Raw genomic sequence first — 25,492 nt, forward strand, 5'->3', positions numbered from 1 at the left:
ATACACCCATGCGCGACGCGCCACGTCGGAGGACGGCACTGGCATATGCCCTGCTGGCGCCCAGCCTGGTGGGCGTGGTCGCCTTCTTGTTGCTGCCCATCCTGGTGGTGGTATGGCTGAGCCTGCACCGGTGGGACTTGCTGGGCCCACTGCGCTACGTCGGCCTGACCAACTGGCGGTCGGTGCTGACCGATTCCGGCTTCGCAGACTCATTGGTGGTCACCGCCGTCTTCGTGGCGATCGTGGTCCCGGCGCAGACAGTACTGGGACTGCTGGCCGCGTCCCTGCTGGCCCGGCGACTGCCGGGCACCGGCCTGTTCCGCACGCTGTACGTGCTGCCCTGGATCTGTGCACCGCTGGCGATCGCGGTGATGTGGCGCTGGATTGTGGCGCCCACCGACGGCGCGATCAGCACTGTGCTCGGACACCGCATCGAATGGCTCACCGATCCAGGCCTCGCGCTTCCTGTGGTTTCGGCCGTCGTGGTGTGGACCAACGTCGGATATGTCTCGTTGTTCTTCCTAGCCGGATTAATGGCGATTCCGCAGGACATTCACAACGCCGCACGCACCGACGGCGCCAGTGCCTGGCAGCGCTTCTGGCGCATCACCCTGCCCATGTTGCGGCCCACCATGTTCTTCGTCCTGGTTACCGGAATCATCAGCGCCGCACAGGTTTTCGACACCGTCTACGCGCTGACTGGCGGTGGGCCGCAGGGCAGCACCGACCTGGTGGCCCACCGCATCTACGCCGAGGCGTTTGGGGCCGCGGCAATCGGGCGGGCATCGGTGATGGCGGTGGTGCTGTTCGTCATCCTGGTCGGTGCCACCGTGGTGCAGCATCTGTATTTCCGGCGGCGGATCAGCTATGAGCTCACCTAGTCGCGTCTCCAACACTGCGGTCTACGCGGTGCTGACGATCGGCGCGGTAATCACGCTGTCCCCCTTCTTGCTTGGCCTGTTGACCTCGTTCACTTCCGCACACCAGTTCGCGACGGGTACTCCGCTGCAGTTGCCGCGACCGCCCACGCTGGCCAACTACGCCGATATCGCCGATGCCGGATTTCGCCGCGCGGCGGTGGTGACCGCGTTGATGACGGCGGTGATCCTGCTGGGCCAGCTGACATTTTCGGTGCTGGCCGCCTACGCGTTCGCGCGGTTGCAATTTCGGGGACGTGATGCGTTGTTCTGGGTCTACGTCGCAACCTTGATGGTGCCGGGGACGGTGACCGTGGTGCCGCTGTATCTGATGATGGCCCAGCTAGGCCTGCGCAACACGTTCTGGGCGTTGGTGCTCCCGTTTATGTTCGGTTCGCCGTACGCGATTTTCCTGCTACGCGAGCACTTTCGCCTCATCCCAGATGACTTGATCAATGCCGCGCGCCTCGACGGTGCCAACACTTTGGACGTGATCGTGCATGTGGTGATCCCAAGCAGCCGGCCGGTCCTGGCCGCCTTGGCGATGATCACCGTGGTCTCGCAGTGGAACAACTTCATGTGGCCGTTGGTGATCACCAGCGGCCACAAATGGCGTGTCCTAACGGTGGCGACGGCTGACCTGCAGTCGCGGTTCAACGACCAGTGGACGCTGGTGATGGCGGCGACCACGGTGGCAATCGTGCCGCTGATTGCGCTCTTCGTGACCTTCCAGCGGCACATCGTCGCATCGATTGTGGTCTCGGGGCTCAAGTGACCCGGCCCCGCCAGTCCACGCTGGTCGCCACCGCCCTTGTGCTGGTGGCGATCCTGCTGGGTGTGACGGCGGTGCTATTGGGGCTCTCCGCCGAACCGCGTGGCGGAAAGATCGTCGTAACGGTGCGACTCTGGGACGAGCCGATTGCTGCGGCGTATCGACAGTCGTTTGCGGCATTCACCCGCAGCCATCCCGATATCGAGGTGCGCACCAATCTGGTGGCCTATTCGACCTACTTCGAAACCCTGCGCACCGACGTGGCTGGCGGCAGCGCGGACGACATCTTCTGGCTATCCAACGCCTACTTCGCCGCCTACGCTGACAGTGGCCGGCTAATGAAGATTCAGACCGATGCCGCCGACTGGGAGCCGGCGGTGGTTGACCAGTTCACTCGGTCCGGCGTCTTGTGGGGTGTGCCGCAACTGACGGACGCCGGAATTGCCGTGTTCTACAACGCCGATCTGCTGGCTGCCGCCGGTGTCGACCCCACGCAGGTGGACAACTTGCGATGGAGTCGCGGCGATGACGACACCTTGCGCCCGATGCTGGCTAGGCTCACCGTCGACGCCGATGGACGCACCGCCAACACGCCAGGATTCGATGCTCGGCGGGTCCGCCAGTGGGGATACAACGCCGCCAACGATCCTCAGGCCATCTACCTTAACTACATCGGCTCGGCCGGCGGTGTGTTCCAGCGCGACGGCAAGTTCGCGTTCGATAACCCCGGCGCCATCGAAGCCTTCCGCTATCTGGTCGGCCTGATCAACGACGACCACGTCGCACCGCCGGCCTCGGACACCAACGACAACGGCGATTTCTCCCGTAACCAGTTTCTGGCTGGCAAGATGGCGCTATTCCAGTCCGGCACCTACAGTTTGGCGCCGGTAGCCCGTGACGCCCTCTTCCACTGGGGTGTGGCGATGCTTCCCGCCGGCCCCGCAGGCCGGGTAAGCGTCACCAATGGTATTGCTGCAGCTGGTAATTCGGCGTCCAAACATCCGGATGCGGTGCGTCAGGTGCTGGCCTGGATGGGCAGCACGGAGGGCAACTCCTACCTGGGCCGCCACGGTGCGGCCATCCCCGCGGTGTTGTCTGCGCAACCGGTCTACTTCGACTACTGGTCTGCTAGGGGCGTCGATGTCACGCCGTTCTTCGCGGTGTTGAACGGTCCGCGCATTGCGGCCCCCGGCGGCGCCGGCTTCGCCGCCGGACAGCAGGCCCTCGAACCCTACTTCGACGAAATGTTCCTCGGCCGTGGCGATGTCACGACAACCCTGAGGCAGGCACAGGCGGCGGCCAATGCTGCCACACAGCGCTAGTTGCGATCTAGCCCGGTAGTACTAGCACGGGGACCGGGCTGTAGCGAATGATCTTGCCACTCCAGGAGCCGAGGAATACTCTCGCGACATCACCGAACGGCGAGGTGCCCAAGGCCAGGATCTCCCCGTCCTGCCAGTCCGCAGCGTCCAGCGCCTGCGCCCAGCCGTTCCCGGTGACCACTTGCAGCACAACGTCTTCACTCACGACGCCGTTAATTCTTAGTTTTTCCAACAGTTCTCGCGCTTGCGCCGCCCATGCCTCCAGAACCGAAGCCTCGGCATGCAGCCCCACTTCGGGCGGATACATGGTCCGGCCGCGGACCGCGAATGTGATCACCCGCATCGGCACGCCATACCGGCTGGCCAGGTGGCCGCATCGCCTCACCACGTCGACCGAACCCGACGTCGCGGAGTAGCCGCAGCTGAGCCGTGTCAACCGGTCGGTGTAGCAACGGTAGCGGCGGGGGGTGATCGCCACCGGTACCGGCGACGAATGCAGCAGCCGGTCGGCGGTCGAGCCGATCAACACCCGCGCGCGCCGCCCGCTGGGAAACGACCCCAGCACCAGCACCTCGGCTTCGAGTTCCTCGACGACGTCGAGCAGACCAGCCGACACCGATCGGTGTGCGCGGTGGTGGTAGCTGACCTCGATCCCGTCGGCCAGTCTGCGCAGGTAGCGCTGGGCCTCTCGCGCGGAGGCGGCAGCCAGCTGCTCAGACCAGAGCTCGTACTCGGCGTCGACGCGGGCGAGCGACGGTGTCGGCCAGTGCCTGCGCACGATGGTGGCCACTGTGAGCGACGTCTTGTGCATCCGCGCGACGCGGACGGCTAGATGTAATGCGGACGGACCGACCTTGCCAGCCAAATACCCGACGACGATGGTCACGGCACTTCCTCGTTGAGCGCACTGTGGTGCCGACCCCACATCAGGTAAAAGATCACTGCCACCGCCACCCATCCGCTGAACGCCAGCCAGGTGTACCAGTGCAAGCTGGCCAGGATATACCCGCAGGCCAGCACCGAAAGAACAGGCGTCACAGGGTAACCGGGTACCTTGAACCCTCGGGGTAAGTCGGGCTCGCGCACCCGTAGAACGATCACACCCACAGCCACCACGCTGAACGCGGTGAGCGTGCCGATGGACACCATGTCCGCCAAGCTATCCAGCGGTATGAAGGCGGCCAGCGTCGATGCGAAGATCGCGACGATCACCGTGTTGTGCACCGGCGTCATGGTGCGCGGATTCACCTTCGCGAACCGCGCCGGCAGCAGCCCGTCGCGCCCCATCGCGAACAGGATCCGGGTCTGGCCGTACATGGTGACCAGCGTGACGGTGAAAATCGAGACCACCGCACCGGCGGCCAGAATCGTGCTGGCCCATTCGCCATGCGTGACGTTGTCCAAGATGATGGCCAGCCCGGCGGTTTCCTGCTCTGCGAAGTCCTGCCACGGTTGGGTGCCCAGCGCGGCCAGTGCGACCAGCACGTAGACACCGGTGACGACCACCAGCGCTGCGATCAGCGCACGCGGCATGGTCTTCTGCGGGTCCTTCACCTCGTCGCCGGCGGTCGACACCGCGTCAAGGCCGATGTATGAGAAGAAGATCGTGCCCGCCGCGGAGCCGATGCCGGCGACGCCGAATGGGACGAAATCCTTGAGGTGGTCGGCGCTGTACGCGCTGAACGCGATGATCATGAACATGCCCAGCACGCCGAGCTTGATCAGCACCATGATCGCGTTGACCCTCGCCGACTCGCTGGCCCCTCGAATCAACAGCAGCGCGCATAGCCCGATCAGGATGACGGCGGGCAGGTTCACCCAACCGGGATGGGTGTCCCACGGCGCCGCCGACAATACGTGCGGCATCTGAAATCCGAACAGATTACTCAGCAGCTTGTTCACGTAGCCACTCCAGCCGACCGCGACCGCTGCGGTGGCTACCCCGTATTCCAGCAGTAGGCAGGCCGCCACCACCATCGCGACCGCCTCGCCCAGCGTCGTGTACGCGTAGGAGTACGCCGACCCGGAAATCGGCACGGCGGAAGCCAGTTCCGCGTAGCAGATAGCCGCGAGCCCAGCGGCGATGCCGGCGATGATGAACGAAACAATCACGCCCGGGCCGGCCTCTGGAACTGCCTGGGCAAGCACGAAAAAGATGCCGGTACCTATCGTCGCGCCAACCCCGAACATGGTCAGCTGGAAGGTGCCGAAACTCCGCTTGAGGTTCCCCGATGCCCCGGATGCGACCGGGGCGCCGCTCACCGGGCGGCGCCGCAGCATCAGTTCTCGAAGGCTCATCGACGTTGTCGGCAATTATGAACCCGCCTCCCATAGCGCGTCGGCGAACCGGCGAACCGCGCAGTCGATCTCCTGCGCGGTGATCACTAACGGCGGCGCGAACCGCAGGGCGGCGCCGTAGGTGTCTTTTAACAGCACACCGCGATCGGCCAACCGCATGCTCATGTCTGTGCCAATGGCAAGCGCCCGTTCGATGTCGACGTCAGCCCACCATCCGAGGCCGCGCAGGGCCACCGCACCATCGCCGATCAGGTCCGCCAGGCGCTGATGCAGATGCGCACCCAATTTAGCGGAGCGAGCTTGACATTCTCCCCAGACGACCATGGAAACCACGGGGGTACCGATCGCGGCGGCCAACGGATTGCCGCCGAACGTCGACCCGTGTTCGCCGGGATGCACCACGCCGAAGATTTCGCGGTCCGCGACCATCGCCGACAACGGAACCGCACCGCCACCAAGTGTCTTGCCGAGCAGGTAAATGTCTGGCAGCACACCCCCGTGGTCGCAGGCGAACGGGTAACCCGTACAGGCCAGCCCCGATTGGATTTCGTCGGCGATCATCAGCACGTTGTGCTCGACGCAGCCGGCAGGTAGTCGTCGGCCGGGACGATGATGCCCGCCTGGCCGGGAATCGGCTCGAGCAGGTCAGCGACGGTGTTGTCGTCGATTGTCTGCGCCGGTGCCGCAGCATCGCCAAACGGTACCGAGCGGAGTCCCGGGGTAGAAGGTTCGACGCCGCTGCCCGCAGCCGGGTCCGACGAGAAGCTGACGACACTGCTGGTGTGGCCATGAAAGTTGTTGTTTGCCAAAATGATATCGTGCCGGCCCGCGGGGAGGCCGTTGACGTCGGCTCCCCACTTGCGGGCGACCCTAAGACCGCTCTCCACCGCTTCAGCATCAGAGTTCATTGGCAACACCACGTCTTTGCCGCACAGCTGGGCAAGCGCGGCGCCCAACGGCCCGAGTCGGTCGGCATGCAAGGCCCGATTCAGCAGGGTGACGGTGTCGACTTGGGCATGAGCCGTGGCGGTGCTCGCGGGGTTGCGATGGCCAAGGTTGACCGCCGAGTACGCAGCCAGCCAGTCCAGGTAGCGCAGGCCGTCGATATCGGCGATCCACGCACCCTCAGCGCTGGCCGCCACCACAGGCAGCGGCGAATAATTGTGCGCTGCATGCCTTTCGACCAGTGCCATAGTGGCCTGAGTGGCATCCGCGAGATTTGTCATGGGTGTATCTCCAGCGTGCAGCACTTGACGGAACCGCCGCCCTTGAGCAGCTCGGACAGATCGACACCGACCGGCTCGAAGCCGGCTGCGCGTAACTGCGCCGCAAAACCCATGGCCGCGACCGGAAGCACTACGTTCAGACCGTCAGAGACGGCGTTGAGTCCGAACACGAACGCGTCGGCACTGCCGACCACAATCGCGTCGGGGAACAGCGCCGACAACTGTTCCTGCGCTGCCGTACTGAACGCCGGCGGGTAGTAGGCGATCGTGTGGTCGTCGAGCACGGCCAGCGCGGTGTCCAGGTGATAGAACCGTGGGTCGACCAACTCGAGGGAGACCACCGGCAGACCAAGCACCGCGGCGATTTCGGCGTGTGCGCGCTGGTCTGTGCGAAAGCCGTAGCCCGCCAACACCCTTTCGCCAACCATCAGCAGGTCGCCCTGTCCCTCGTTGACGTGGCGGGTGGTCACCGGGCGATATCCGACCGAGGACATCCAGCTGGCATAGGCTCTAGACTCACCAGCTCGTTCGGGGAACCGGAACCGGGCGACCACGGCGATGTCGTGCGCGATGAACCCACCGTTGGCGGTGTACACCATGTCCGGTAACCCGGAAATGGGCTCGATCAGATCCACGCTGTGGCCTAGCCGAAGATAGGTCTGGTGGAGGTGCTCCCACTGTGCTTGCGCGACTTGGACGTCGACTGGCGCGGTGACGTCCATCCAGGGGTTGATCGCGTATGCGACGGCAAAGAAGGCCGGCGGGGTCATTGCATACCGCCGCGTCCGGGGGGTGCGGCGTGCAGGTGACCCTAGACGGGCAGCAGCGACGTAGGAATCCGTCATAAACCAACGATATTTGGCTCTGATTTCACAATCAAACGATGGTCGTTGCGTATTTTCCATTGATACATTGCGTTAACCTCGAATCTGTGGTGATTCGTTGCGTGCTTAGAACGGAGGAGGGCCGATGGACCGCCTGGATGACACCGACGAACGCATCCTCGCCGAGCTGGCCGAGCATGCACGGGCCACCTTCGCCGAGATCGGTCACAAGGTGAGTTTGTCCGCTCCGGCGGTGAAGCGCCGCGTCGACCGGATGCTCGAGAGCGGCGTCATCAAGGGCTTCACCACGGTGGTCGACCGCAACGCGCTCGGCTGGAACACCGAGGCTTACGTGCAGATCTTCTGCCACGGCAGGATTGCGCCTGATCAGCTGCGTGCCGCCTGGGTGAATATCCCCGAGGTGGTCAGCGCGGCAACGGTGACTGGCACGTCCGACGCGATCCTGCACGTGCTCGCTCATGACATGCGGCATCTGGAGGCCGCCCTCGAGCGCATCCGGTCCAGCGCTGACGTCGAACGCAGCGAAAGCACCGTCGTGCTGTCAAACCTCATCGACCGCATGCCGCCCTAGTGTTCCGCGCCAATGCTAGAAAAGGCCTGCTGAGCTACGTAGACGCAGCATGAGCAGGTCCTCGCGCCGCCAACCCGCGAAACGGCGCGTCTGTACACCGACACGCCGTTAGGGCGCGCGCCCACGCCCAGCTATCGCCCAAGCTCACCATCGCGTTGGGCGGCGGCGGTGGCGGCCAACATCGGGGCTATAGCGGCTGGCCGGTCCGCGCGCCGCCCGCGCCGCCACCTAGGAGTGCAATATCAGGCTCTCTATCGCCACCGCTGTCCCGCTGGCCATGGCAGTGATCGCAAGCGTCACCCAGTCGGCAAGTTTGGGTCGCCCAGGATGCGCTGACAGCTGGCCGGTGCCGCCACGGGCGGTGATCGCGTCGCCCATCTCGTCGGCACGGCGCAGGGTCACCGTGATGGCAGCGGCAAGCAGGTCGATCAGCTCGCGCGCATGCCGCTGGCGCCGAGCCTTGCGGCTTGGCGGCATCCGCTTGGGCCGCAGCCGGCGCGCGGCGTAGAGCACCTGGAATTCGTCGATCAACATCGGGAAGGCGCGCAGCGCGAGCGCCAACGCCACCGCCCATTCGTCGACCGGGATCCGCAACACCCGAAACGGCCGACCCAAAGTGGCTACCGCAGGGCTGATTTCGGCAACATTGGTGGTCCAGGACACCATCGCCCCCAGCGCCAGGAGCACAACCGACAGCGCGGTGATCCGCAGGAAGTGCAGTGCGCCGCCCAATCCGAGCTGCACTCCGCCCACGGCGACCACTGGAGTGCCACCGGCTAGCGCAGCGGTCAGAAAGCCGATCGCGAGGACGATCCACAGCCAGCGAGGTACCGACGGCAGCGCGCCGCGCGGAATGTGCGCGATTCGGGCCGCGGCCAGCACCAAAGCCGCCATCATCCCGATCGTCACCCATCCCGGGTAGAACGTCAGCAACACCGAAATGCCGAAAACCACCAATAATTTGGTGCCGGCCCACAGGTCGTGGATGACCGAGCTACCCGGCACCGGAATCAACAGCACAATCGGACGTGACGGGCGACGAGTCCCGTTGCGTGCCGGGGCCGAAGTTGTGGTCATGACATTCCCCCCGCCTCCGACGCCGCCGCCGATTCCAGCACACCGTCGCGCAGATGCAGGGTACGCGGGCAAAGCTCCTCCATCCCCGCGAAGTCGTGCGAAACTACGACCACCGTCAGGCCGCGCGCCCGACGCAAGTCTTCCAGCAGCCGCAGCAGGCCGCGCTGGCTGGCCGCGTCCAACCCCGCCAACGGCTCATCGAGGATCAACGCCCGGGGTGCACGCGCAAGCAGCCCGGCCAGCACCACCCGACGCATCTGGCCCCCGCTGAGCTGGTCGATTCGTCGCGCGCCCAGCGCGGGGTCCAACCCAACGACAGTCAGCGCCGCAGCCACCCGGTCCTGCTCGCTAGCCGAAAAACCTGCTGCGGAAGCAACTTCCAGGTCTACACGGCTGCGCATCAGCTGCAGCCGGGCCGCCTGAAAAGACAACGCCACCGCGCCGACCTGCTCGTGGGTGGGCCGACCGTCAAGTAGGCAGGCTCCGGTCGTGGGGATCGTCAGCCCGGCCATGATCCACGCCAGCGTCGACTTCCCCGAGCCATTGCCGCCGTGGATCAGCACCCCGTCTCCCTGCTCAACAACGAAGTTGATATCGCGCAACGCGGTCTTTGCCCACGGGGTGCCGCTAGCGTATTCGTGGCCGACGCCCACCAGTTCGAGCGCCGGCGCGTGCTGGGGCTGATCCACCCCGATGACCGGGGCCGGCATCGCGGCGGTGTGGACCATATCGGTGTTATCCGGCGAATCGCTCAGGCTGAGCGTGCGGTCGGCGGAATCGGCTTCGTTGTCGTAGTGCGTGATGTGCACCAAGGCGGTCCGGTGCCGCTGCGTCAGACCCGACAGCACGGCCAGCAAAGCGTCCCTGCCCTGCTGGTCAACCATGGTGGTGACCTCGTCGGCGATGAGCATCGCCGGCTCCCGGGCCAGCGCTGCCGCCAGCGCCAGGCGCTGCAGCTCACCACCGGACAGGCTTCCGGTGTCGCGTTCGGCAAGCGCTTCCAAGCCGACCTCGCTCAGCAACCGGCCAACGTCAGCGGTGGTACCCAGCGGCAGCCCCCACACCACGTCGTCGGCAACCCGGGTGCCCAGGACCTGGCTTTCCGGATGCTGCAAGACGACAGCGGTGCCGCCCAGCTTTCCCAAACCCACCGTGCCCGGACGATCCACGGTGCCCGACGTCGGTGCCCGGCCGGCCAGTATCAGCATCAAGGTGGTCTTCCCTGATCCGTTGGCCCCGATGATCGCTAGGTGCTCGCCGGCCCGGACGTCGAGGCTGACCTCCCGCAGCGCATCTTGGCCGGCGCGGGGGTAACGGAAGCGGACCTTGTCCAACCGCACCGGCACCGGCCCGATCAGAGCGTCCACGTCATCTCCTGGCGGTGGGTCAAGTTTGTGTACATCGGGGATTCCGCGCATCCGCTCCAGCAGGCGCGACAACGCCCACCACCCAATCAGCGACACGATCATGATCCCAATGTTGAAATAGCCCAGCAGCACCCACGGCCAGTACTGCAGTCCCTCGGCGAAATACCGCTTGACGTCGGCGGCTGCCCCCTGCATGTGCATCCGGGCCAAGGTGGCGGCGATACCGTCCACGTTTGCGGTCATGACCTTGAAAATCAGATGCCGCAGTCGGACCATGGCGGCCAACATCCCGACCATCGCCGCGCCGAACACGAATCCGCCGATCAGCGACGAGACGACCACCGTCGGGGTGCCCCGGCCCCTGCGTTTGACGATTCCGGTCAGCCCACCGATGTAGGCACTGTGGACCACCCCCATGAAACCGCCCAGCCCCGCGATCAGGAAGGCGATCATCCCGGCCGCAACCGTCGCGGCCGCCAGCACGCGGAGACGGTAGCGGTAGGCCAGCAGGCCGGTGGGCACGGTGCCCAACAGCGCCAGACCGGCCGCGAACGGAACGACGACGGAGATGATCGCGGTCACCGCGCACAGCGCCGCCATCACCGACGCCTGCGCCAATTCACTCGGCCGCAGCGGCCCGCCCCGATGTTGCGCGGGGCAAGGGCCGAGCGGGGTCACTTCACCGATTCTGCCAGGCTCAGGCCCGCACACGGCGCAGCACATCGATTAGCCTCGCATAGCAAAGCTATGCAACGATGGGGGGATGAGTCCCTCCCCCGCCGCCGCCAACCGCAGCGAGGTCGGCGGGCCACTACCGGGCCTGGGAGCGGATCTGTTGGCAGTGGTCGCGCGGCTCAACCGCCTAGCCACGCAGCGCATCCAGATGCCACTGCCCGCGGCTCAAGCCAGACTGCTGGCCACCATCGAAGCCCAGGGGGAAGCCCGGATCGGCGACTTGGCCGCCGTCGATCACTGCTCGCAACCAACGATGACCACGCAGGTACGACGACTCGAGGACGCTGGACTGGTTACCCGAACCGCCGACCCGGGAGACGCCCGGGCGGTCCGCATCCGCATCACGCCGGAAGGCATCCGCACGTTGACCGCGGTGCGGGCAGACCGCGCGGCTGCGATCGAGCCTCAGCTGGCCCTGCTCCCACCGGCGGACCGCCGGGTGTTGGCGGATGCGGTAGACGTGTTGCGCCGGCTGCTCGACCATGCCGCCACCACGCCGGGCCGGGCGACGCGGCAATAGGCATCGAGATGTCGAACGCCGCGCCGTTGGCGGTGTGGGTCGGATCGATGCGCCCGAAAACGCAAAGGGAATCGCTTGGCGGCTCCTGCTGCTGGAGTTGTCCGGACCATCCCGACTACTCCGAAAGGCCAATGCGAGCCGGCTGATTGACGGCGAACGCCAACTTGGCCCGAAAAGACCGGCATTTCACTACTATCAATGTGCCTCGATCGTCGTTGGATAACAACCGTAGTGAGTCGAGAGGAACCAGTATGCAGTTCCTGAGCGTGATTCCAGAGCAGGTCGAGTCCGCGGCTCAAGATTTGGCGGGCATTCGCTCAGCGCTGAGCGCGTCTTACGCGGCCGCAGCGGGACCCACAACAGCGGTGGTTTCCGCTGCCGAGGACGAGGTGTCGACCGCGATTGCGTCGATATTCGGCGCCTACGGTCGACAGTGCCAGGTTCTCAGCGCCCAGGCCTCCGCGTTTCATGACGAGTTCGTCAACCTGTTGAAAACTGGCGCGACTGCATACCGCAACACCGAATTCGCCAACGCCCAAAGCAACGTGCTGAATGCAGTGAACGCACCGGCCCGATCGCTGTTGGGGCACCCGAGCGCGGCTGAGAGCGTGCAGAACTCGGCCCCAACGCTAGGCGGTGGCCACAGCACCGTGACCGCTGGGCTTGCCGCACAGGCCGGTCGTGCCGTCGCGACGGTCGAACAACAGGCTGCGGCTGCGGTTGCCCCGTTGCCAAGCGCCGGCGCCGGACTGGCTCAGGTTGTCAACGGCGTCGTGACCGCCGGACAGGGTTCCGCCGCCAAACTTGCCACCGCGCTGCAGAGCGCCGCGCCCTGGCTGGCCAAGAGCGGCGGCGAGTTCATCGTGGCTGGGCAGAGCGCGCTGACCGGTGTTGCTTTGCTGCAACCTGCCGTGGTCGGCGTTGTTCAGGCGGGCGGTACGTTCTTGACCGCCGGAACGAGCGCTGCTACCGGACTGGGTCTGCTCACACTTGCTGGTGTTGAGTTCAGTCAAGGCGTTGGCAACCTTGCGCTGGCTTCAGGGACCGCCGCGACCGGACTTGGTCTGCTGGGCAGTGCCGGTGTGCAACTGTTCAGTCCTGCCTTTTTACTGGCTGTGCCCACCGCGTTGGGTGGAGTTGGCTCGCTCGCGATCGCAGTAGTTCAGCTTGTGCAAGGCGTCCAACACCTGTCGTTGGTTGTGCCGAACGTTGTTGCCGGGATCGCTGCACTGCAGACCGCCGGTGCCCAGTTTGCCCAGGGTGTTAACCACACGATGCTGGCCGCTCAGCTCGGTGCCCCTGGGATAGCTGTCTTACAGACCGCCGGTGGCCATTTTGCTCAAGGCATTGGCCACCTGACGACGGCTGGCAATGCCGCTGTCACGGTGCTGATCTCCTAGCCGGGCGGTCGAGCTTCATCCCGGAGCCGCTACGTTACGCCGAGATGCTGCACCCGGAGAATCGGTCCGATTGAGTTCTGGGACCGATAAGTTCGGCTGGCGTCGATGCCGGCTGCCGCACCAAGGCCGCCTGCAACATCCCCATGTCGGTGACCGTTCGGCGGTCGTACACTTTCCAAGTCAGAACGGCGGCAGCGGCGTAGCACATCATGAAGATCCAGAACGCATCGGTCCCACTGCCGGTGCTGAGGTAGGACTCACGCAGCGCCATATTGATTCCGACCCCGCCGAGCGCGCCGAAGGCGGCCACAAACCCGATGACTACTCCTGAGATGATGCGTGACCAGTCGCGGCGTTCGGCTTCACTGAGATCCAGGGAGCGGCTGCACGCCTCAAAAATCGTCGGAATCATCTTGTACACAGACCCGTTGCCCAACCCGGATAGGACGAACAACGCGACGAAGCAGACGAAGTAGCCGACCATGGTAGCGCCCCGATGCTGGCCGACATGTCGGCCTTCGAGGGTGCTGGCACTGATCAGCAGCCCAGCGGCGAGCGTCATCGCCACAAAGACTATAAGGGTCAAGCGGCTTCCACCGACTCGATCGGCCAGCCGGCCACCGTAAATCCGGGCCACCGCCGCCAGCAACGGCCCGACAAACGCCAACTCGACGGCATGCAGCGTCGCGCGCGCCGGGCTTTGTCCGCACGCCAGGAAGTTGGTCTGCAACACCTGGCCAAACACGAAGGAGAAGCCGATGAATGAGCCGAAAGTGCCGAGGTAGAGCAGCGAGAGCAACCACGTGTCGCGGGTCGACAGAACCGCGGAAACGATCGGCCGAAGCCGGTTCACCTGCACCCGGTGCTGTTCGACATTGTTCATGAACAGCGACACTCCGATTACCGCGATTGCCACCAGAACCACATACAGTGCGCAGACCAGGTAAGGCTTCCGCTCACCGACAGTGGCGATTGCCAACAACCCAACTAGCTGGATCGCCGGCACCCCGAGATTGCCTACCCCACCGGCAATTCCGAGCGCCGAACCCTTGAGCCGATGTGGATAGAAAGCATTGGCGTTGCTCATTGACGACGCGAAGTTGCCGCCGCCTAAGCCGGTCAGGGCCGCACACACCAGATACGGCCACAGCGGTAGCCCCGGATGGGTCAACAACACCGTTGTGCCAATGGCCGGAATTAGCAACACGATTGCCGAAAAAGTCGCCCAGTTGCGACCGCCAAAGATCGCGCTGGCCAACGCGTAGGGCATCCGCAGGAACGCGCCAAACAGCGTCGCGATGGTGCCGAGCAGAAACTTGTCACTGGTTGAAAAGCCGTAGACGTCCTGGGGCATCAGCAACTCCAGCACCGGCCAGAGCGTCCACACCGAGTAACCCAGGTGAACCGTCACGACCGACCAAAGCAGATTGCGTCGGGCAATGCCCTTGTTGCCTGCCTCCCACGCTCCTAGATCCTCGGGATCCCAATGCGTGATGTGACGTGAGCCACCCAGGCGCCTGAGCGAAGGGGCCGCGGGACTGCGCGGCGACTCCTCGCGTTGCAGCAGCGTGTGCTGTTCCATCACCCTCCTTGTTCCCACCCTGGTGCGAATGCGGGCCGGCCTACCAGGGTGCCAGCCTTGCGTGTACGAAGTTGTTTCCTGGCAGCCTGAAACTCCTGTAGAACTCCTGTAAAAGTGCTGAAGGCAATACACAATTGGGCTCGCCCTTGAGCCGAGAAGACCTAAACCCTACATGTAAAGCTGCGCTGTTGTCCTCGCAGCAAGAAAACAGCGAAAGCTATTGTGCTCGAGTACTACTGATGGGGGATCGAGCCGAGCGCCTCGAGCTTGCCATCTGATCCGATGTGGAATCGCACCGTGCCGATGCCGGTGGGACAGCACTCCTGGTCGCTGCCGATCTGCCATTGGTACTGAACCGTCACGGTGTCATCGCCTGCAGGCAATACGGTGATGTAGGGCTTCGGATTCCGAGTCGGCGAGCCCAGCGGGATGTTGCGGTCGAAGAACAACAGCTGTTGGGGAGTCGACTGGGAGGCAATTGTCGGGATGATTTGCACCCAATGCAAGCGGCAGTTGCGGGTATGTCCTCGGGTGATTTCGACCCATTTGGAGCCCGGTACCACGATCGGGACCGCAGCGATGGCCTGCCGTACCGTGTCAGCGGTCGGCCCGTCGGAATCCTTGCAGGTGTTCGGTGGTGACGGTCGTGTTGTCGGCGGCTTCCAGGCGCAACCGGAGGCGCCCAGCCCCACAATCAGTGCCAACAGTGCCAACAGTGCCAACAGTGCCAGAATCGGGACGGCGCTACGCTGACGACGCACGTCACGAGCTTAGCGAAAACTGGGAATTTCCCCTACGTTTCATCAACGCCTCAGGTGTCGATCCTAAAGCGCGGGTGCCGCCGGTATTCTTGCCCCAAATCGGTCGGTTGACACCCGATGCGGTCGGCGAAGCCATCGGCATCGCGGCCGACGACATCCCGATGGCGGCACGCTGGATCGGCAGCCGACCATGCTCGCTCATCGGCCAGCCCAACACGATGGGCGACGAAATGGGTTACCTGGGACCAGGTCTAGCGGGTCAGCGGTGCGTTGATCGATTGGTCATGGGCGCCAGTCGATCCACCTGCTCCCGATTGCCGGTCATCGCGTCCGTCGACGAACGGCTGTCGGTGCTCAAACCAGTTCGGCCGCGCCTGCATTCAATCTCATTCATCTTTAAGGGCCGCCCCGGGGAGGTGTACCTGACGGTCACCGGTTACAACTTTCGCGGTGTGCCGTAGTTCGGGGTGTGCTCGACCTGCCTCGCCGAGCGCCCCCGACAATCGGGTCGCCATCTATGAAAGGACATCTAGCAACATTCGGCCACCCAGCGCTTCCGACATACCGAGGATCATGGTTGAGTCGGGAACCGGGATCCCCCTACCGGCTTCCTGCTGGAGCCGGACGAGATCGAGGCGATGCATGCCGAAGGATTCCTCGCCGCACTGGATCTGGCACTCTTCTGCGGCCAGGGCAGCGCTGTACGTTCGCGGCAAACGCCGACCCGATGGCCAAGGGCGTCGATCGTGCGCTCTGCGAAATCGTGGCCGAACGCCGGCAACTGGACCTGGACCTGGCCAAAGCCCAAGTCCGGTCGGCGCTCGCCAACCAGCGTTACCATCGCGACGTCCATTAAACCCAGCACGGTCACGAACGGAGGTTGTGATGAGCGACGCCCGCGTGCCACGGATCCCGGCCGCGTTGTCCGCACCAAGTCTCAACCGTGGAGTCGGCTTCACCCACGCGCAGCGGCGGCGGCTGGGGCTGACCGGCCGGCTTCCGTCGGCCGTGCTCACGCTCGACCAACAGGCCGAACGCGTATGGCATCAGTTGCAGAGCTTGGCCACCGAGCTGGGCCGCAACCTGCTTCTCGAACAGCTGCACTACCGCCACGAGGTGCTGTACTTCAAGGTGCTGGCCGACCATTTGCCCGAACTGATGCCGGTGGTGTACACGCCCACCGTTGGCGAGGCAATCCAACGCTTCTCCGACGAATACCGCGGGCAACGCGGACTGTTTCTGAGCATCGACGAACCCGACGAAATCGAGGAAGCCTTCAACACGTTGGGGCTGGGGCCCGAGGACGTCGACCTGATCGTGTGCACCGATGCCGAGGCGATCCTGGGTATCGGTGACTGGGGTGTGGGTGGCATCCAGATCGCTGTGGGCAAATTGGCCCTCTACACCGCCGGCGGCGGCGTCGATCCGCGCCGCTGCCTCGCGGTGTCTCTGGATGTCGGCACCGACAATGAGCAGCTGCTGGCCGATCCGTTCTATCTGGGCAATCGCCACGCCCGGCGGCGCGGTCGGGAATACGACGAGTTCGTCAGTCGCTATATCGAAACGGCTCAACGGTTATTTCCGCGTGCCATTCTGCATTTCGAGGACTTCGGGCCGGCGAACGCGCGGAAGATCCTAGACACATACGGCACGGATTACTGCGTGTTCAACGATGACATGCAAGGAACCGGCGCGGTGGTCTTGGCCGCCGTATACAGCGGTCTGAAGGTTACCGGTATCCCGCTGCGCGATCAGACAATAGTCGTCTTCGGCGCAGGCACCGCAGGGATGGGGATCGCCGATCAGATCCGGGACGCGATGGTGGCAGACGGTGCCACGCTCGAGCAGGCGGTGTCCCAGATCTGGCCGATCGACAGGCCGGGCCTGTTGTTCGACGACATGGATGACCTGCGCGACTTCCAAGTGCCGTACGCGAAAAACCGCCACCAGCTCGGTGTGGCCGTCGGGGATCGGGTCGGGCTGAGCGACGCGATCAAGATCGCATCGCCCACTATCCTGCTCGGCTGCTCAACGGTCTACGGAGCGTTCACCAAAGAGGTGGTCGAGGCGATGACGGCGTCCTGCAAACACCCGATGATCTTTCCGCTGTCCAACCCGACGTCGCGCATGGAAGCCATCCCCGCCGACGTGCTGGCGTGGTCGAATGGCAGGGCGCTGCTTGCCACCGGCAGCCCAGTCGCCCCAGTGGAATTCGACGAAACCACCTACGTCATCGGTCAGGCCAACAACGTGTTGGCGTTTCCCGGCATCGGACTGGGCGTCATTGTCGCTGGTGCCCGGTTGATAACCAGGCGCATGCTGCATGCAGCAGCGAAGGCCATTGCGCACCAGGCCAATCCGACAAATCCCGGAGACTCGCTGTTGCCGGATGTCCAAAATCTGCGGGCCATCTCGACAACGGTCGCCGAAGCTGTCTATCGGGCCGCCGTCCAAGACGGGGTGGCTTCCAGGACGCACGACGACGTCAGGCAGGCCATAGTCGACACCATGTGGCTCCCGGCATATGACTAACCGCGCACTCGACGGTCATCGCTGTAGGCAGCCTCTCGCTTAGGTCGCTGCCCGCGGTGTGCACGTCACGCGGAAACCATCGCCAGCCGGCGAGAAACACGACAGCCAGTGTTGCAGTGGCGACGAGCAACGCCACCCGAATGCCTTCGATGAAATCCTCCTCCGCAATCGCGACGGGGTCGCGATGCTCAATGTGCCGCCGGGGGACGATTCCGCCCACATGCGCTCGCGGATTGGCACTGTCGATAATGATCTCGGCAAGGACGTGGCGCTGGACCGGGTCGGGCACCGCGCGCTCCAGATGGGGCTCGAGTGTGGCCGAAAGCCAGGCGGCAAGGACGGAGCCCAAAACCGCGAACCCGATCGTCGAGCCGATCGCCCGCTGAGCACTCATGATGCCGGACGCCATGCCCGCACGCTCGGCGGGGACCGCGGTCATGGCGACGGTCGTGATCGGCGTCAGGCACAACGCGACGCCGCTCCCGCACAAGCCCAGCCCGACCAGGACCAGGGCCGAGCTCCGGTGCTCGCTGAAGATGAGCATGAGCAGACCCAGCATCAACATGCACAGCCCCGCCAGGATGGGAACGCGTGCTCCGATCCGGCCAACCAGGTGCCCAACAAGTGGCGACACGATGGCCACGGCCGCACTGAACGGAAGGATCATCAGGCCGGTCACGCTCGGGGTATAGCCGCGCACGTTCTGCAGGAACTGGGTGGTGAGCAGCAGCATCCCATAGACGGCGAAGAACACCGTGCAGATGGTCGCGATGGCCAGGGCGTATGAGGTGTCGCGGAACAGGGTCAGATCCATCATCGGATTCGATGATCTGCGCTCAAGCCAGACGAACAGGGCGCAGCCGACGGCGGCTGTCCAGAGCATCACGATGGTCTGGACAGACGTCCAGCCGATCTGGGGGCCTTCGATGACCGCATACACCAGGGCACCCACGGCAACGATGAACAGCAGCTGCCCGGACAGATCGAAGCGGCGTGCCCGCTCGTTACACGACTCCTCGACGTAGCACAAAGTCAGGAAGAGGACGAGTGCGCCCATGGGCAGGTTGACATAGAAGATGCTGCGCCACCCCCACTGGTCCACCAGCAGACCGCCCAGTGTCGGGCCCGTCGTCGTACCGATGCTCGCGATGGCGGTCCAGATCCCGATGGCGCGCGCCTTCTCCTTCGCCTCCGGAAAGGCCGCGCTGACCAGGGCGAGCGAGGTTACGCTGACGGCCGCCGCACCTAGGCCCTGCGCGCCCCGCGCGGTGGTGAGCACCGCGATTGAGGGCGCCAACCCGCAGGCGATAGATCCCAGCGTGAACAACGAAACACCTATCAAGTACCAGCGGCGCCGACCGTCGAGGTCGGCAAGCGTCGCCGCCGACATGATGAAGACCGCCATTCCGAGGCTGTAGGACGCCACCACCCACTGCAGGCCGTCCTCCCCCACCGCGAAACTGCGCTGGATGTCGGGCAGCGCCACGTTCACGATCAGTGCGTCGAGAAAGATCATGAACAGGCCCAGGCCAGTGGCGATGAGCGTGAGGAGCTGCGTGCGGTTCATGCGGGCCCCGATCTACATGGATTTCGGTGGCGATCTGTGACCAGACACTAGGCTGCGCCAGCGACGGCGTCAGCCGCTTCGGTCGATTCGAGCCGAATGGTCGACGGCTGCGGAACCGACCGCAAAACTGGGGCAAAAGGTTCACCGCGGGTGTAAGCCAGCTAGGTGAACCGATCCCGCTGGCCCATGGCCTATAGTGGGCCCATGCAACAGGCCATACAGCTGCGCTTTATCCTCCCGCGCCGCCTCGCCGTGGGCTGTTGTTGTTGTTGATTCCTGGCGTCCACAGCAATCCTCGCGCTCTTGCCCGCAAACGGGTGGAAATCGGTGTTCGCCCGCGGCGTACAGCCGCCGCGCACTCACGAGTCGTTCAGAAAGATCAACAGCCATGACCGTGCCCACGGATGCAGCCATCGACTTCGACGTCAGCTGGGAGGCCAACTGGGCCTGGACCGACACTGTTGGGCGTAGCAGATGAGCATCGCCGAGGACATCACCCAACTCATCGGGCGCACACCGCTGGTCCGACTGCGCCGAGTCACCGACGGCGCCGTTGCCGACATCGTCGCCAAGCTGGAATTCTTCAACCCGGCCAACAGCGTAAAAGACCGTATCGGGGTTGCCATGCTCCAAGCGGCCGAGCAGGCAGGTTTGATCAAGCCGGACACGATCATTCTCGAACCCACGAGCGGTAACACCGGCATCGCCCTGGCCATGGTTTGCGCGGCACGCGGCTACCGGTGCGTGCTGACCATGCCCGAGACGATGAGTCTGGAGCGCCGGATGTTGCTGCGCGCATACGGTGCTGAACTCATCCTCACTCCGGGTGCGGACGGCATGTCAGGTGCCATCGCCAAGGCTGAGGAGCTGGCCAAGACCGATCAACGCTACTTCGTGCCCCAGCAATTCGAGAACCCGGCGAACCCGGCCATCCATCGCGTCACGACCGCCGAGGAGGTCTGGCGTGACACCGACGGCAAGGTCGACATCGTCGTCGCGGGAGTCGGCACCGGTGGCACCATCACCGGCGTCGCGCAGGTCATCAAGGAACGCAAGCCGTCGGCCCGGTTCGTGGCCGTAGAGCCGGCCGCGTCGCCGGTCCTTTCTGGTGGCCAGAAGGGACCGCACCCGATCCAGGGCATCGGCGCCGGGTTCGTCCCGCCGGTACTCGACCAGGACCTAGTCGACGAGATCATTACCGTCGGTAACGAAGACGCGCTCAACGTGGCGCGCCGGCTGGCCCGGGAAGAGGGCTTGCTGGTCGGCATCTCCTCGGGCGCCGCCACAGTGGCCGCTCTTCAGGTGGCCCGCCGGCCAGAGAACGCCGGGAAGCTAATCGTCGTAGTGCTCCCCGACTTCGGCGAACGATATCTGAGCACACCGTTGTTCGCCGACGTGGCTGACTAAGCCATGCTGACGGCCATGCGGGGCGACATCCGAGCAGCCCGGGAGCGGGATCCGGCGGCCCCTACCGCGCTGGAAGTCATCTTCTGCTACCCGGGCGTGCACGCCGTGTGGGGCCACCGCCTCGCCCACTGGCTGTGGCAGCGTGGCGCCAGGCTGCTCGCGCGGGCAGCTGCCGAATTCACTCGCATCCTGACCGGTGTAGATATCCACCCCGGTGCCGTCATCGGTGCTCGCGTGTTCATCGACCACGCGACCGGCGTGGTGATCGGAGAAACCGCGGAGGTCGGCGACGACGTCACGATCTATCACGGCGTCACTCTCGGCGGCAGTGGCATGGTTGGCGGGAAACGCCATCCCACCGTCGGTGACCGCGTGATCATCGGCGCCGGGGCCAAGGTCCTCGGTCCGATCAAGATCGGCGAGGACAGCCGGATCGGCGCCAATGCCGTCGTGGTCAAGCCCGTCCCGCCGAGCGCGGTGGTGGTCGGGGTGCCCGGGCAGGTCATCGGCCAAAGCCAGCCCAGTCCCGGCGGCCCGTTTGATTGGAGGCTGCCCGATCTCGTGGGAGCCAGCCTCGATTCGCTGCTCACCAGGGTGGCCAGGCTGGAGGCCCTCGGCGGCGGCCCGCAAGCAGCAGGAGTCATCCGGCCACCCGAAGCCGGGATATGGCACGGCGAGGACTTCTCGATCTGAGGCAATACCCGGCCGCCGACAATGCCTTCTTCGGCGCCGCCCACCGACGCGCATCATCGGCTGCTAGCCCCCGCACCGGGTTCCGTCCTCGCCGAATTCACCTCGGGCCGGAGGTTGAGCTGCTTGGGCTTCGGCAGCCGAAACCGGGGCGATACAAACGTGGGTTGCGGATACGACCGCTTTGCGACGCGGTTTGTCCAACGCAGGCTTGGAAAACTTCTCCAAGCACGAGCGAGATTACTGATTCGAATTGGCTCTTGACAGCACCGGCGAAGAGGTGTAGAGATGCGAATCACTATGTGGACAGCAATCTTTGGAAAGCTCTTGCTGTCAAATCCGTCACGAACCTATGCTTAGCGATACCTTGCGCCAAACATGCAGTCGCTTGACCGTTGAGATCGCTGAGGTATCGGCCATGGATGTCCCTCACGAGCAGCCAGCCCTCTCTTCGAGCAAATCGAATCGCTTTACTTCGCAAAGGCAAACAACTGGTGTGGGAACCACCACTGTTGAACGGCTCGAACCGCGGTTATCTCCCGCGTCCCGCCACATCACTGAGGCTAAAGCTTTCGGCACCGAGTGCCACGTAAGTTCCTTTACCCGTGAGCAGGATCCCGACAGGGCGGTCCGTGTGGAGCAGATCCACGGTGAAGCGTATGTCGCCGCCGGCCATGTGTACGAATCTGCGCTCGATGAATTGGGCCGGCTGGACAATTCCAACGCCGAGTTCATCCTCGACAAGGCACGCGGTAGCACCCGAGAAACCGAGGTCATATACCTGCATGCGGTTCCCGCGGAGCCCCTCTCCGGCAGCCAAGGCGAAGGAGGCCTGCGAATAGTCGGCATTTCCGCTGTGGGGTCAATTGACGACCTCAGTGCATTTAAGGCCGCCAAACCGTCGATGGGCCTGGCGCATCAACGCAAGCTTTATGACGCGATCGAAGACCTGGGTCACGGCGGGGTCAAGGAGATTGCGGCATTATCGGTTACGGCCGATGCCCCTCCCACGGTGTCGTATTCGCTCATCCGGGAGGTTTTGCGCTTGTACCACCGAACCGGCGAAAAATTGATAATCACATTTGCCATGCCAGCATACGCCAAGATGGTGATGAATTTTGGTCGATTTGCGATGCCTCAAGTGGGCGAACCGTTCTATGCGCACAGAAATAATGACCCTAGGACATCGAATGATCTCTTGCTGGTTCCCTCAATAGTCGAGCCATCGAATTTTCTCGAGAATATTTCCCGCGGGGTCGTGACAGCGGATGACGGCCCGACCGCGAGAAGGCGATTCGCCACCCTATGCTATATGACCGACGGCCTTGATGACTATTTCATGCCGTTGACTCGGCAGGTCCTTAGCGAAGGAATCCAAGACATCTGAGTTCTGGAAGCGGTAATGGGCGGTCGGGCGTGCGCAACTCCGGCAACAAACAGCTTGGAGCTTTTACGCGAAGCGGGATTCACTATCCGAACCAGACCGCTCGGCAGGGGCATAGCAATAAGCTTCAACCGATTGACGCATTGTGCGAACTGACGGCGCCCGCGCATGGCCAATCCGGAAGACCATCATTGGCCAGTGGCCGGGCGCTAACAGGTTCCAGCCCCCCACCAGTGCCGCTCGAACATGCGGTGCAACCCATTCGCAGGCCGGCAGGGAAAGCACCGCGGAAGCCGCAAAGGGCTGCAGTTCCGCGCCCAATAGTGTCGTCCGCAACCAGATGCGCTCGAAAACCGCGCCGGCAGTCAGCGCACCCGACGCGAGGTCGAGAGACGTCGTCAGCGCGCCCACATGGGGTGCCAATCGGCACGGCAGGTAGGCCGCGCGCAACCCGAGCGCGTGGTGCATGCCCACGGTCCGCAGGAGGCGCAGCACCCGCCAATGCCGAAGCCCACGAAACATCGGGCGCATCCACGCTTCAACCTCAAGAGACCCGGGCGGCAACCCATCGTCGCTGCTCGCGGTCCAGCCAATGTCGAAGCGGACGGCCGAAAAGAGTTCTTCGTGTAGTTCACGAGATCGAAAGCGCTCAGTTTCGGCCAATCTGACCAACCGAAGGATCTGTTTCCTGGTCTCTGGCGAGTCAAACCAATGCAGTTGGATCCCGTCAATGCCGGTGGCCTCCGCCGAGAGTGCACCCAATTCGCCCTGCGAAAGTGGCGGTCCACGAAAGCGAACACGCCGGTTGGTGCGCCTTCGCTCGATCGCGCCCTCGATTGGATCCACCCTGGTTTGTGGCAGGCGATCCACGTCGATCTCCGCCACCAGCCCCGGATTCCCGCTATCCGGAAACCAGCACACCTTCGTTTCAAAACCAAGGCGTCCAGCGCGCAGCTTCACGTTTTCGACAGCCGCACCGATCGCGACCAAACTCATGATGCGGCGGTGCTCGGGGGCGGACCTCCAAGTCTGATCGCCCCACAACCGCACCCGCCTACCGGCATGTTCGAGCTGGACTTCGCGCCGGTTGTCCGCGGATGGCGCCAGCGCCGCCGCCTCGACGAGCGACAGGAATTCAGCAGGATCCAGACCCGTCATACCCGGGCCCCAGCGGCCGGCACGCATTGCCGTGGCAGAGTGGTCGCGCCGACGAACAGTGCGGAAGCGATATGTCTATCCCATGTTCGCTCAAACAGCGGTGCGCTGGCAGTATCTGAGTACACCATTCTAGGTGCAGCTCCCAACTAGTAGCTCGGTTCCGTCCTGTGATACCGCAGTCCCGGTATTACCCCCGCCGATCGTCGATTTATGTAGCGGGCCAGCAATCGCCGCTTGACTCTCTGTAGAGGGTGGCGATTTCCGCACCGTAAACGCTTCCGAACATAGATGCTGCGGTAAGCATCGAACTGATGAAAGTAGGGAGCAGCGTAAACGCGCCCATGTCCGAGCAGAATCTTCAACACCTCGGCCGCCACCACACCGGAAGCCAGATGACAGGCGAGGCCAACCGATGGACCCGTGCGATTTTCGATGTCGACGTAGGACAGATCTATGGAGCGCCGATGCGTCGCGGATGGTGCTATTCCAGCTATAAATGCGACGAACTTATCCACCGTGTTCATCGCATCAGACAGATCGAAATACCGATCGAACGTCATACCCTTAGGATCGAAAACGACCCAGGCCGTACTGAACCCGAGCGGGCCAGCGCCTAGCGCGTAGATTCCCCGCTGCTGTGCTTCACGATAGAGCAGGCGACGCAAATCGATTTCGAACGCGTCGATGCCGTCCACCAAAACATCTGCTCCCTCTAGAAAGGTAGCTGCATTCTCTTTCCCAATAGGTTCGCAGAAAGCACGGATTTCTGCTTCAGGGTTAATATCATGAACGATATTGCGCATGACCTCTGCCTTGGCCTGGCCGTTGGTCGAGCGCATAGCGCCGTACTGCCGATTCGAGTTGCGTATTTCGAAGACGTCCGGGTCTGCAATGGTGAACTTTCCTATTCCCATCCTTGCGAGGGCGACCATGTCAATTCCCCCAACCCCACCCATCCCAGCGATTGCAACGCGACTATTCCGAAGCCGTTGTTGTTCGGTTGGGCTAATCAATCCAAGGTTGCGACAGAAAGCTTCGTCATAAGACCATGGTGCGCTTTCTTTCACCCGTCCAGAGTCGGGGGCATCCGCACCGGCTCGCATCGCATCATCCTCCCACGACGGGCCGCTCATCAGCTTGGGCCATTTCAATGTACTTGATACCCCGCGCTGCGGGTAGGCCACTGCGACGATTCAAACACGGTGTCACACGGTGAATAGTGTCGAGATGGGCTCTGATCAACCGTCGCAAACCCGGTTTCGCATCGATAGCGGAATCGCACCGGGTTGCATGGAGGCTGCTGACCTTGGAAAACAAGATGTATTCATTACGACAAAACAAGCGCCGCGGAAACTTTGCAC

At 63.8% G+C, this 25,492-nt stretch carries 22 protein-coding genes; 12 read left to right on the top strand and 10 right to left on the bottom strand.

Going from position 1 to position 25,492, the window contains the following annotated elements:
* Positions 1–8: 8 nt before the first annotated feature.
* The 3 genes from uspA to uspC are packed head-to-tail and all read left to right on the top strand — an operon-like array spanning position 9 to position 3,011.
* The gene (uspA, locus tag Rv2316; protein NP_216832.1) at positions 9–881 is read left to right on the top strand and encodes a sugar ABC transporter permease UspA; all 873 of its coding nucleotides are present in this window, start codon (positions 9–11) and stop codon (positions 879–881) included.
* A complete protein-coding gene (gene uspB / locus Rv2317; RefSeq protein YP_177866.1) occupies positions 868–1,692 on the top strand; it encodes a sugar ABC transporter permease UspB in 825 nt (274 codons plus the stop codon). The genes uspA and uspB overlap by 14 nt, the downstream gene beginning before the upstream one ends.
* Entirely contained in the window at positions 1,689–3,011 is a 1,323-nt protein-coding gene (gene uspC, locus Rv2318) for a sugar ABC transporter substrate-binding lipoprotein UspC (RefSeq protein ID NP_216834.1), read from the top strand. Before uspB ends, uspC begins: the two co-directional genes overlap by 4 nt.
* Positions 3,012–3,018: 7 nt before the next feature.
* Here the strand turns inward: uspC and Rv2319c are convergent, their stop codons facing one another.
* The 3 genes from Rv2319c to Rv2323c all read right to left on the bottom strand — a co-directional run bounded on the left by Rv2319c (position 3,019) and on the right by Rv2323c (position 7,440).
* A complete protein-coding gene (locus Rv2319c; RefSeq protein ID NP_216835.1) occupies positions 3,019–3,897 on the bottom strand; it encodes a universal stress protein in 879 nt (292 codons plus the stop codon).
* Positions 3,894–5,324: a cationic amino acid transporter permease RocE gene (gene rocE / locus Rv2320c; RefSeq protein ID NP_216836.1), complete on the bottom strand. Its 1,431-nt coding sequence runs from the start codon at positions 5,322–5,324 to the stop codon at positions 3,894–3,896. Before rocE ends, Rv2319c begins: the two co-directional genes overlap by 4 nt.
* Positions 5,325–6,531: 1,207 nt before the next feature.
* Entirely contained in the window at positions 6,532–7,440 is a 909-nt protein-coding gene (locus tag Rv2323c; protein NP_216839.1) for a hypothetical protein, read from the bottom strand.
* A 64-nt stretch (positions 7,441–7,504) separates the two neighbouring features.
* On the opposite strand from Rv2323c, the gene Rv2324 reads away from it, so the two are divergent.
* A complete protein-coding gene (locus Rv2324) occupies positions 7,505–7,951 on the top strand; it encodes an AsnC family transcriptional regulator (RefSeq protein ID NP_216840.1) in 447 nt (148 codons plus the stop codon).
* A 228-nt stretch (positions 7,952–8,179) separates the two neighbouring features.
* On the opposite strand, the gene Rv2325c is transcribed toward Rv2324, so the two are convergent.
* Both Rv2325c and Rv2326c read right to left on the bottom strand, forming a co-directional pair.
* The gene (locus Rv2325c) at positions 8,180–9,028 is read right to left on the bottom strand and encodes a hypothetical protein (RefSeq protein NP_216841.1); all 849 of its coding nucleotides are present in this window, start codon (positions 9,026–9,028) and stop codon (positions 8,180–8,182) included.
* The gene (locus Rv2326c) at positions 9,025–11,118 is read right to left on the bottom strand and encodes an ABC transporter ATP-binding protein (RefSeq protein ID NP_216842.1); all 2,094 of its coding nucleotides are present in this window, start codon (positions 11,116–11,118) and stop codon (positions 9,025–9,027) included. The genes Rv2325c and Rv2326c overlap by 4 nt, the downstream gene beginning before the upstream one ends.
* Positions 11,119–11,158: 40 nt before the next feature.
* Here Rv2326c and Rv2327 point away from each other — a divergent pair, with 40 nt between their 5' ends.
* Together Rv2327 and PE23 are read left to right on the top strand one after the other, a co-directional pair.
* Positions 11,159–11,650 carry a hypothetical protein gene (locus tag Rv2327; RefSeq protein NP_216843.1) on the top strand — a complete coding sequence of 164 codons (492 nt, stop codon included), beginning with the start codon at positions 11,159–11,161 and terminating at the stop codon, positions 11,648–11,650.
* Positions 11,651–11,901: 251 nt separating this feature from the next.
* A complete protein-coding gene (gene PE23, locus Rv2328; protein YP_177867.1) occupies positions 11,902–13,050 on the top strand; it encodes a PE family protein PE23 in 1,149 nt (382 codons plus the stop codon).
* A 34-nt stretch (positions 13,051–13,084) separates the two neighbouring features.
* Here PE23 and narK1 read toward each other — a convergent pair whose 3' ends face one another.
* Both narK1 and lppP read right to left on the bottom strand, forming a co-directional pair.
* On the bottom strand, positions 13,085–14,632 hold the full coding sequence (gene narK1, locus Rv2329c; RefSeq protein ID NP_216845.1) for a nitrate/nitrite transporter: 1,548 nt from the start codon (positions 14,630–14,632) through the stop codon (positions 13,085–13,087).
* A 233-nt stretch (positions 14,633–14,865) separates the two neighbouring features.
* Positions 14,866–15,393 carry a lipoprotein LppP gene (gene lppP / locus Rv2330c; protein NP_216846.1) on the bottom strand — a complete coding sequence of 176 codons (528 nt, stop codon included), beginning with the start codon at positions 15,391–15,393 and terminating at the stop codon, positions 14,866–14,868.
* Between the two features lie 74 nt (positions 15,394–15,467).
* Between lppP and Rv2331 the strand changes: the two genes are divergently transcribed.
* Genes Rv2331 through mez form a run of 3 tightly spaced genes read left to right on the top strand, consistent with a single transcriptional unit; the run spans position 15,468 to position 17,925 of the window.
* Positions 15,468–15,854 carry a hypothetical protein gene (locus Rv2331; protein ID NP_216847.1) on the top strand — a complete coding sequence of 129 codons (387 nt, stop codon included), beginning with the start codon at positions 15,468–15,470 and terminating at the stop codon, positions 15,852–15,854.
* 56 nt (positions 15,855–15,910) lie between these two features.
* Complete coding sequence (locus tag Rv2331A; protein YP_177669.1) at positions 15,911–16,249, top strand: hypothetical protein; 339 nt, start codon at positions 15,911–15,913, stop codon at positions 16,247–16,249.
* A gap of 29 nt (positions 16,250–16,278) precedes the next feature.
* The gene (gene mez, locus Rv2332) at positions 16,279–17,925 is read left to right on the top strand and encodes a malate oxidoreductase (protein ID NP_216848.2); all 1,647 of its coding nucleotides are present in this window, start codon (positions 16,279–16,281) and stop codon (positions 17,923–17,925) included.
* Here mez and stp read toward each other — a convergent pair.
* Positions 17,879–19,492 (bottom strand): multidrug resistance protein, encoded by a 1,614-nt coding sequence (gene stp, locus Rv2333c; protein NP_216849.1) that lies wholly within the window; start codon positions 19,490–19,492, stop codon positions 17,879–17,881. The genes mez and stp overlap by 47 nt on opposite strands.
* A gap of 474 nt (positions 19,493–19,966) precedes the next feature.
* Here stp and cysK1 point away from each other — a divergent pair, with 474 nt between their 5' ends.
* The 3 genes from cysK1 (at position 19,967) to Rv2336 (ending at position 22,976) form a co-directional block, all read left to right on the top strand.
* Entirely contained in the window at positions 19,967–20,899 is a 933-nt protein-coding gene (gene cysK1 / locus Rv2334) for an O-acetylserine sulfhydrylase (protein ID YP_177868.1), read from the top strand.
* Positions 20,900–20,902: 3 nt separating this feature from the next.
* The gene (cysE, locus tag Rv2335; RefSeq protein NP_216851.1) at positions 20,903–21,592 is read left to right on the top strand and encodes a serine acetyltransferase; all 690 of its coding nucleotides are present in this window, start codon (positions 20,903–20,905) and stop codon (positions 21,590–21,592) included.
* Between the two features lie 415 nt (positions 21,593–22,007).
* Positions 22,008–22,976 carry a hypothetical protein gene (locus Rv2336; RefSeq protein NP_216852.1) on the top strand — a complete coding sequence of 323 codons (969 nt, stop codon included), beginning with the start codon at positions 22,008–22,010 and terminating at the stop codon, positions 22,974–22,976.
* A 63-nt stretch (positions 22,977–23,039) separates the two neighbouring features.
* Here Rv2336 and Rv2337c read toward each other — a convergent pair whose 3' ends face one another.
* Positions 23,040–24,158 carry a hypothetical protein gene (locus tag Rv2337c; RefSeq protein ID NP_216853.1) on the bottom strand — a complete coding sequence of 373 codons (1,119 nt, stop codon included), beginning with the start codon at positions 24,156–24,158 and terminating at the stop codon, positions 23,040–23,042.
* 119 nt (positions 24,159–24,277) lie between these two features.
* Positions 24,278–25,234 (bottom strand): molybdopterin biosynthesis protein MoeW, encoded by a 957-nt coding sequence (gene moeW / locus Rv2338c; RefSeq protein ID NP_216854.1) that lies wholly within the window; start codon positions 25,232–25,234, stop codon positions 24,278–24,280.
* Between the last annotated feature and the right edge of the window lie 258 nt (positions 25,235–25,492).

It is taken from the genome of Mycobacterium tuberculosis H37Rv (assembly GCF_000195955.2).
GTDB lineage: Bacteria > Actinomycetota > Actinomycetes > Mycobacteriales > Mycobacteriaceae > Mycobacterium > Mycobacterium tuberculosis.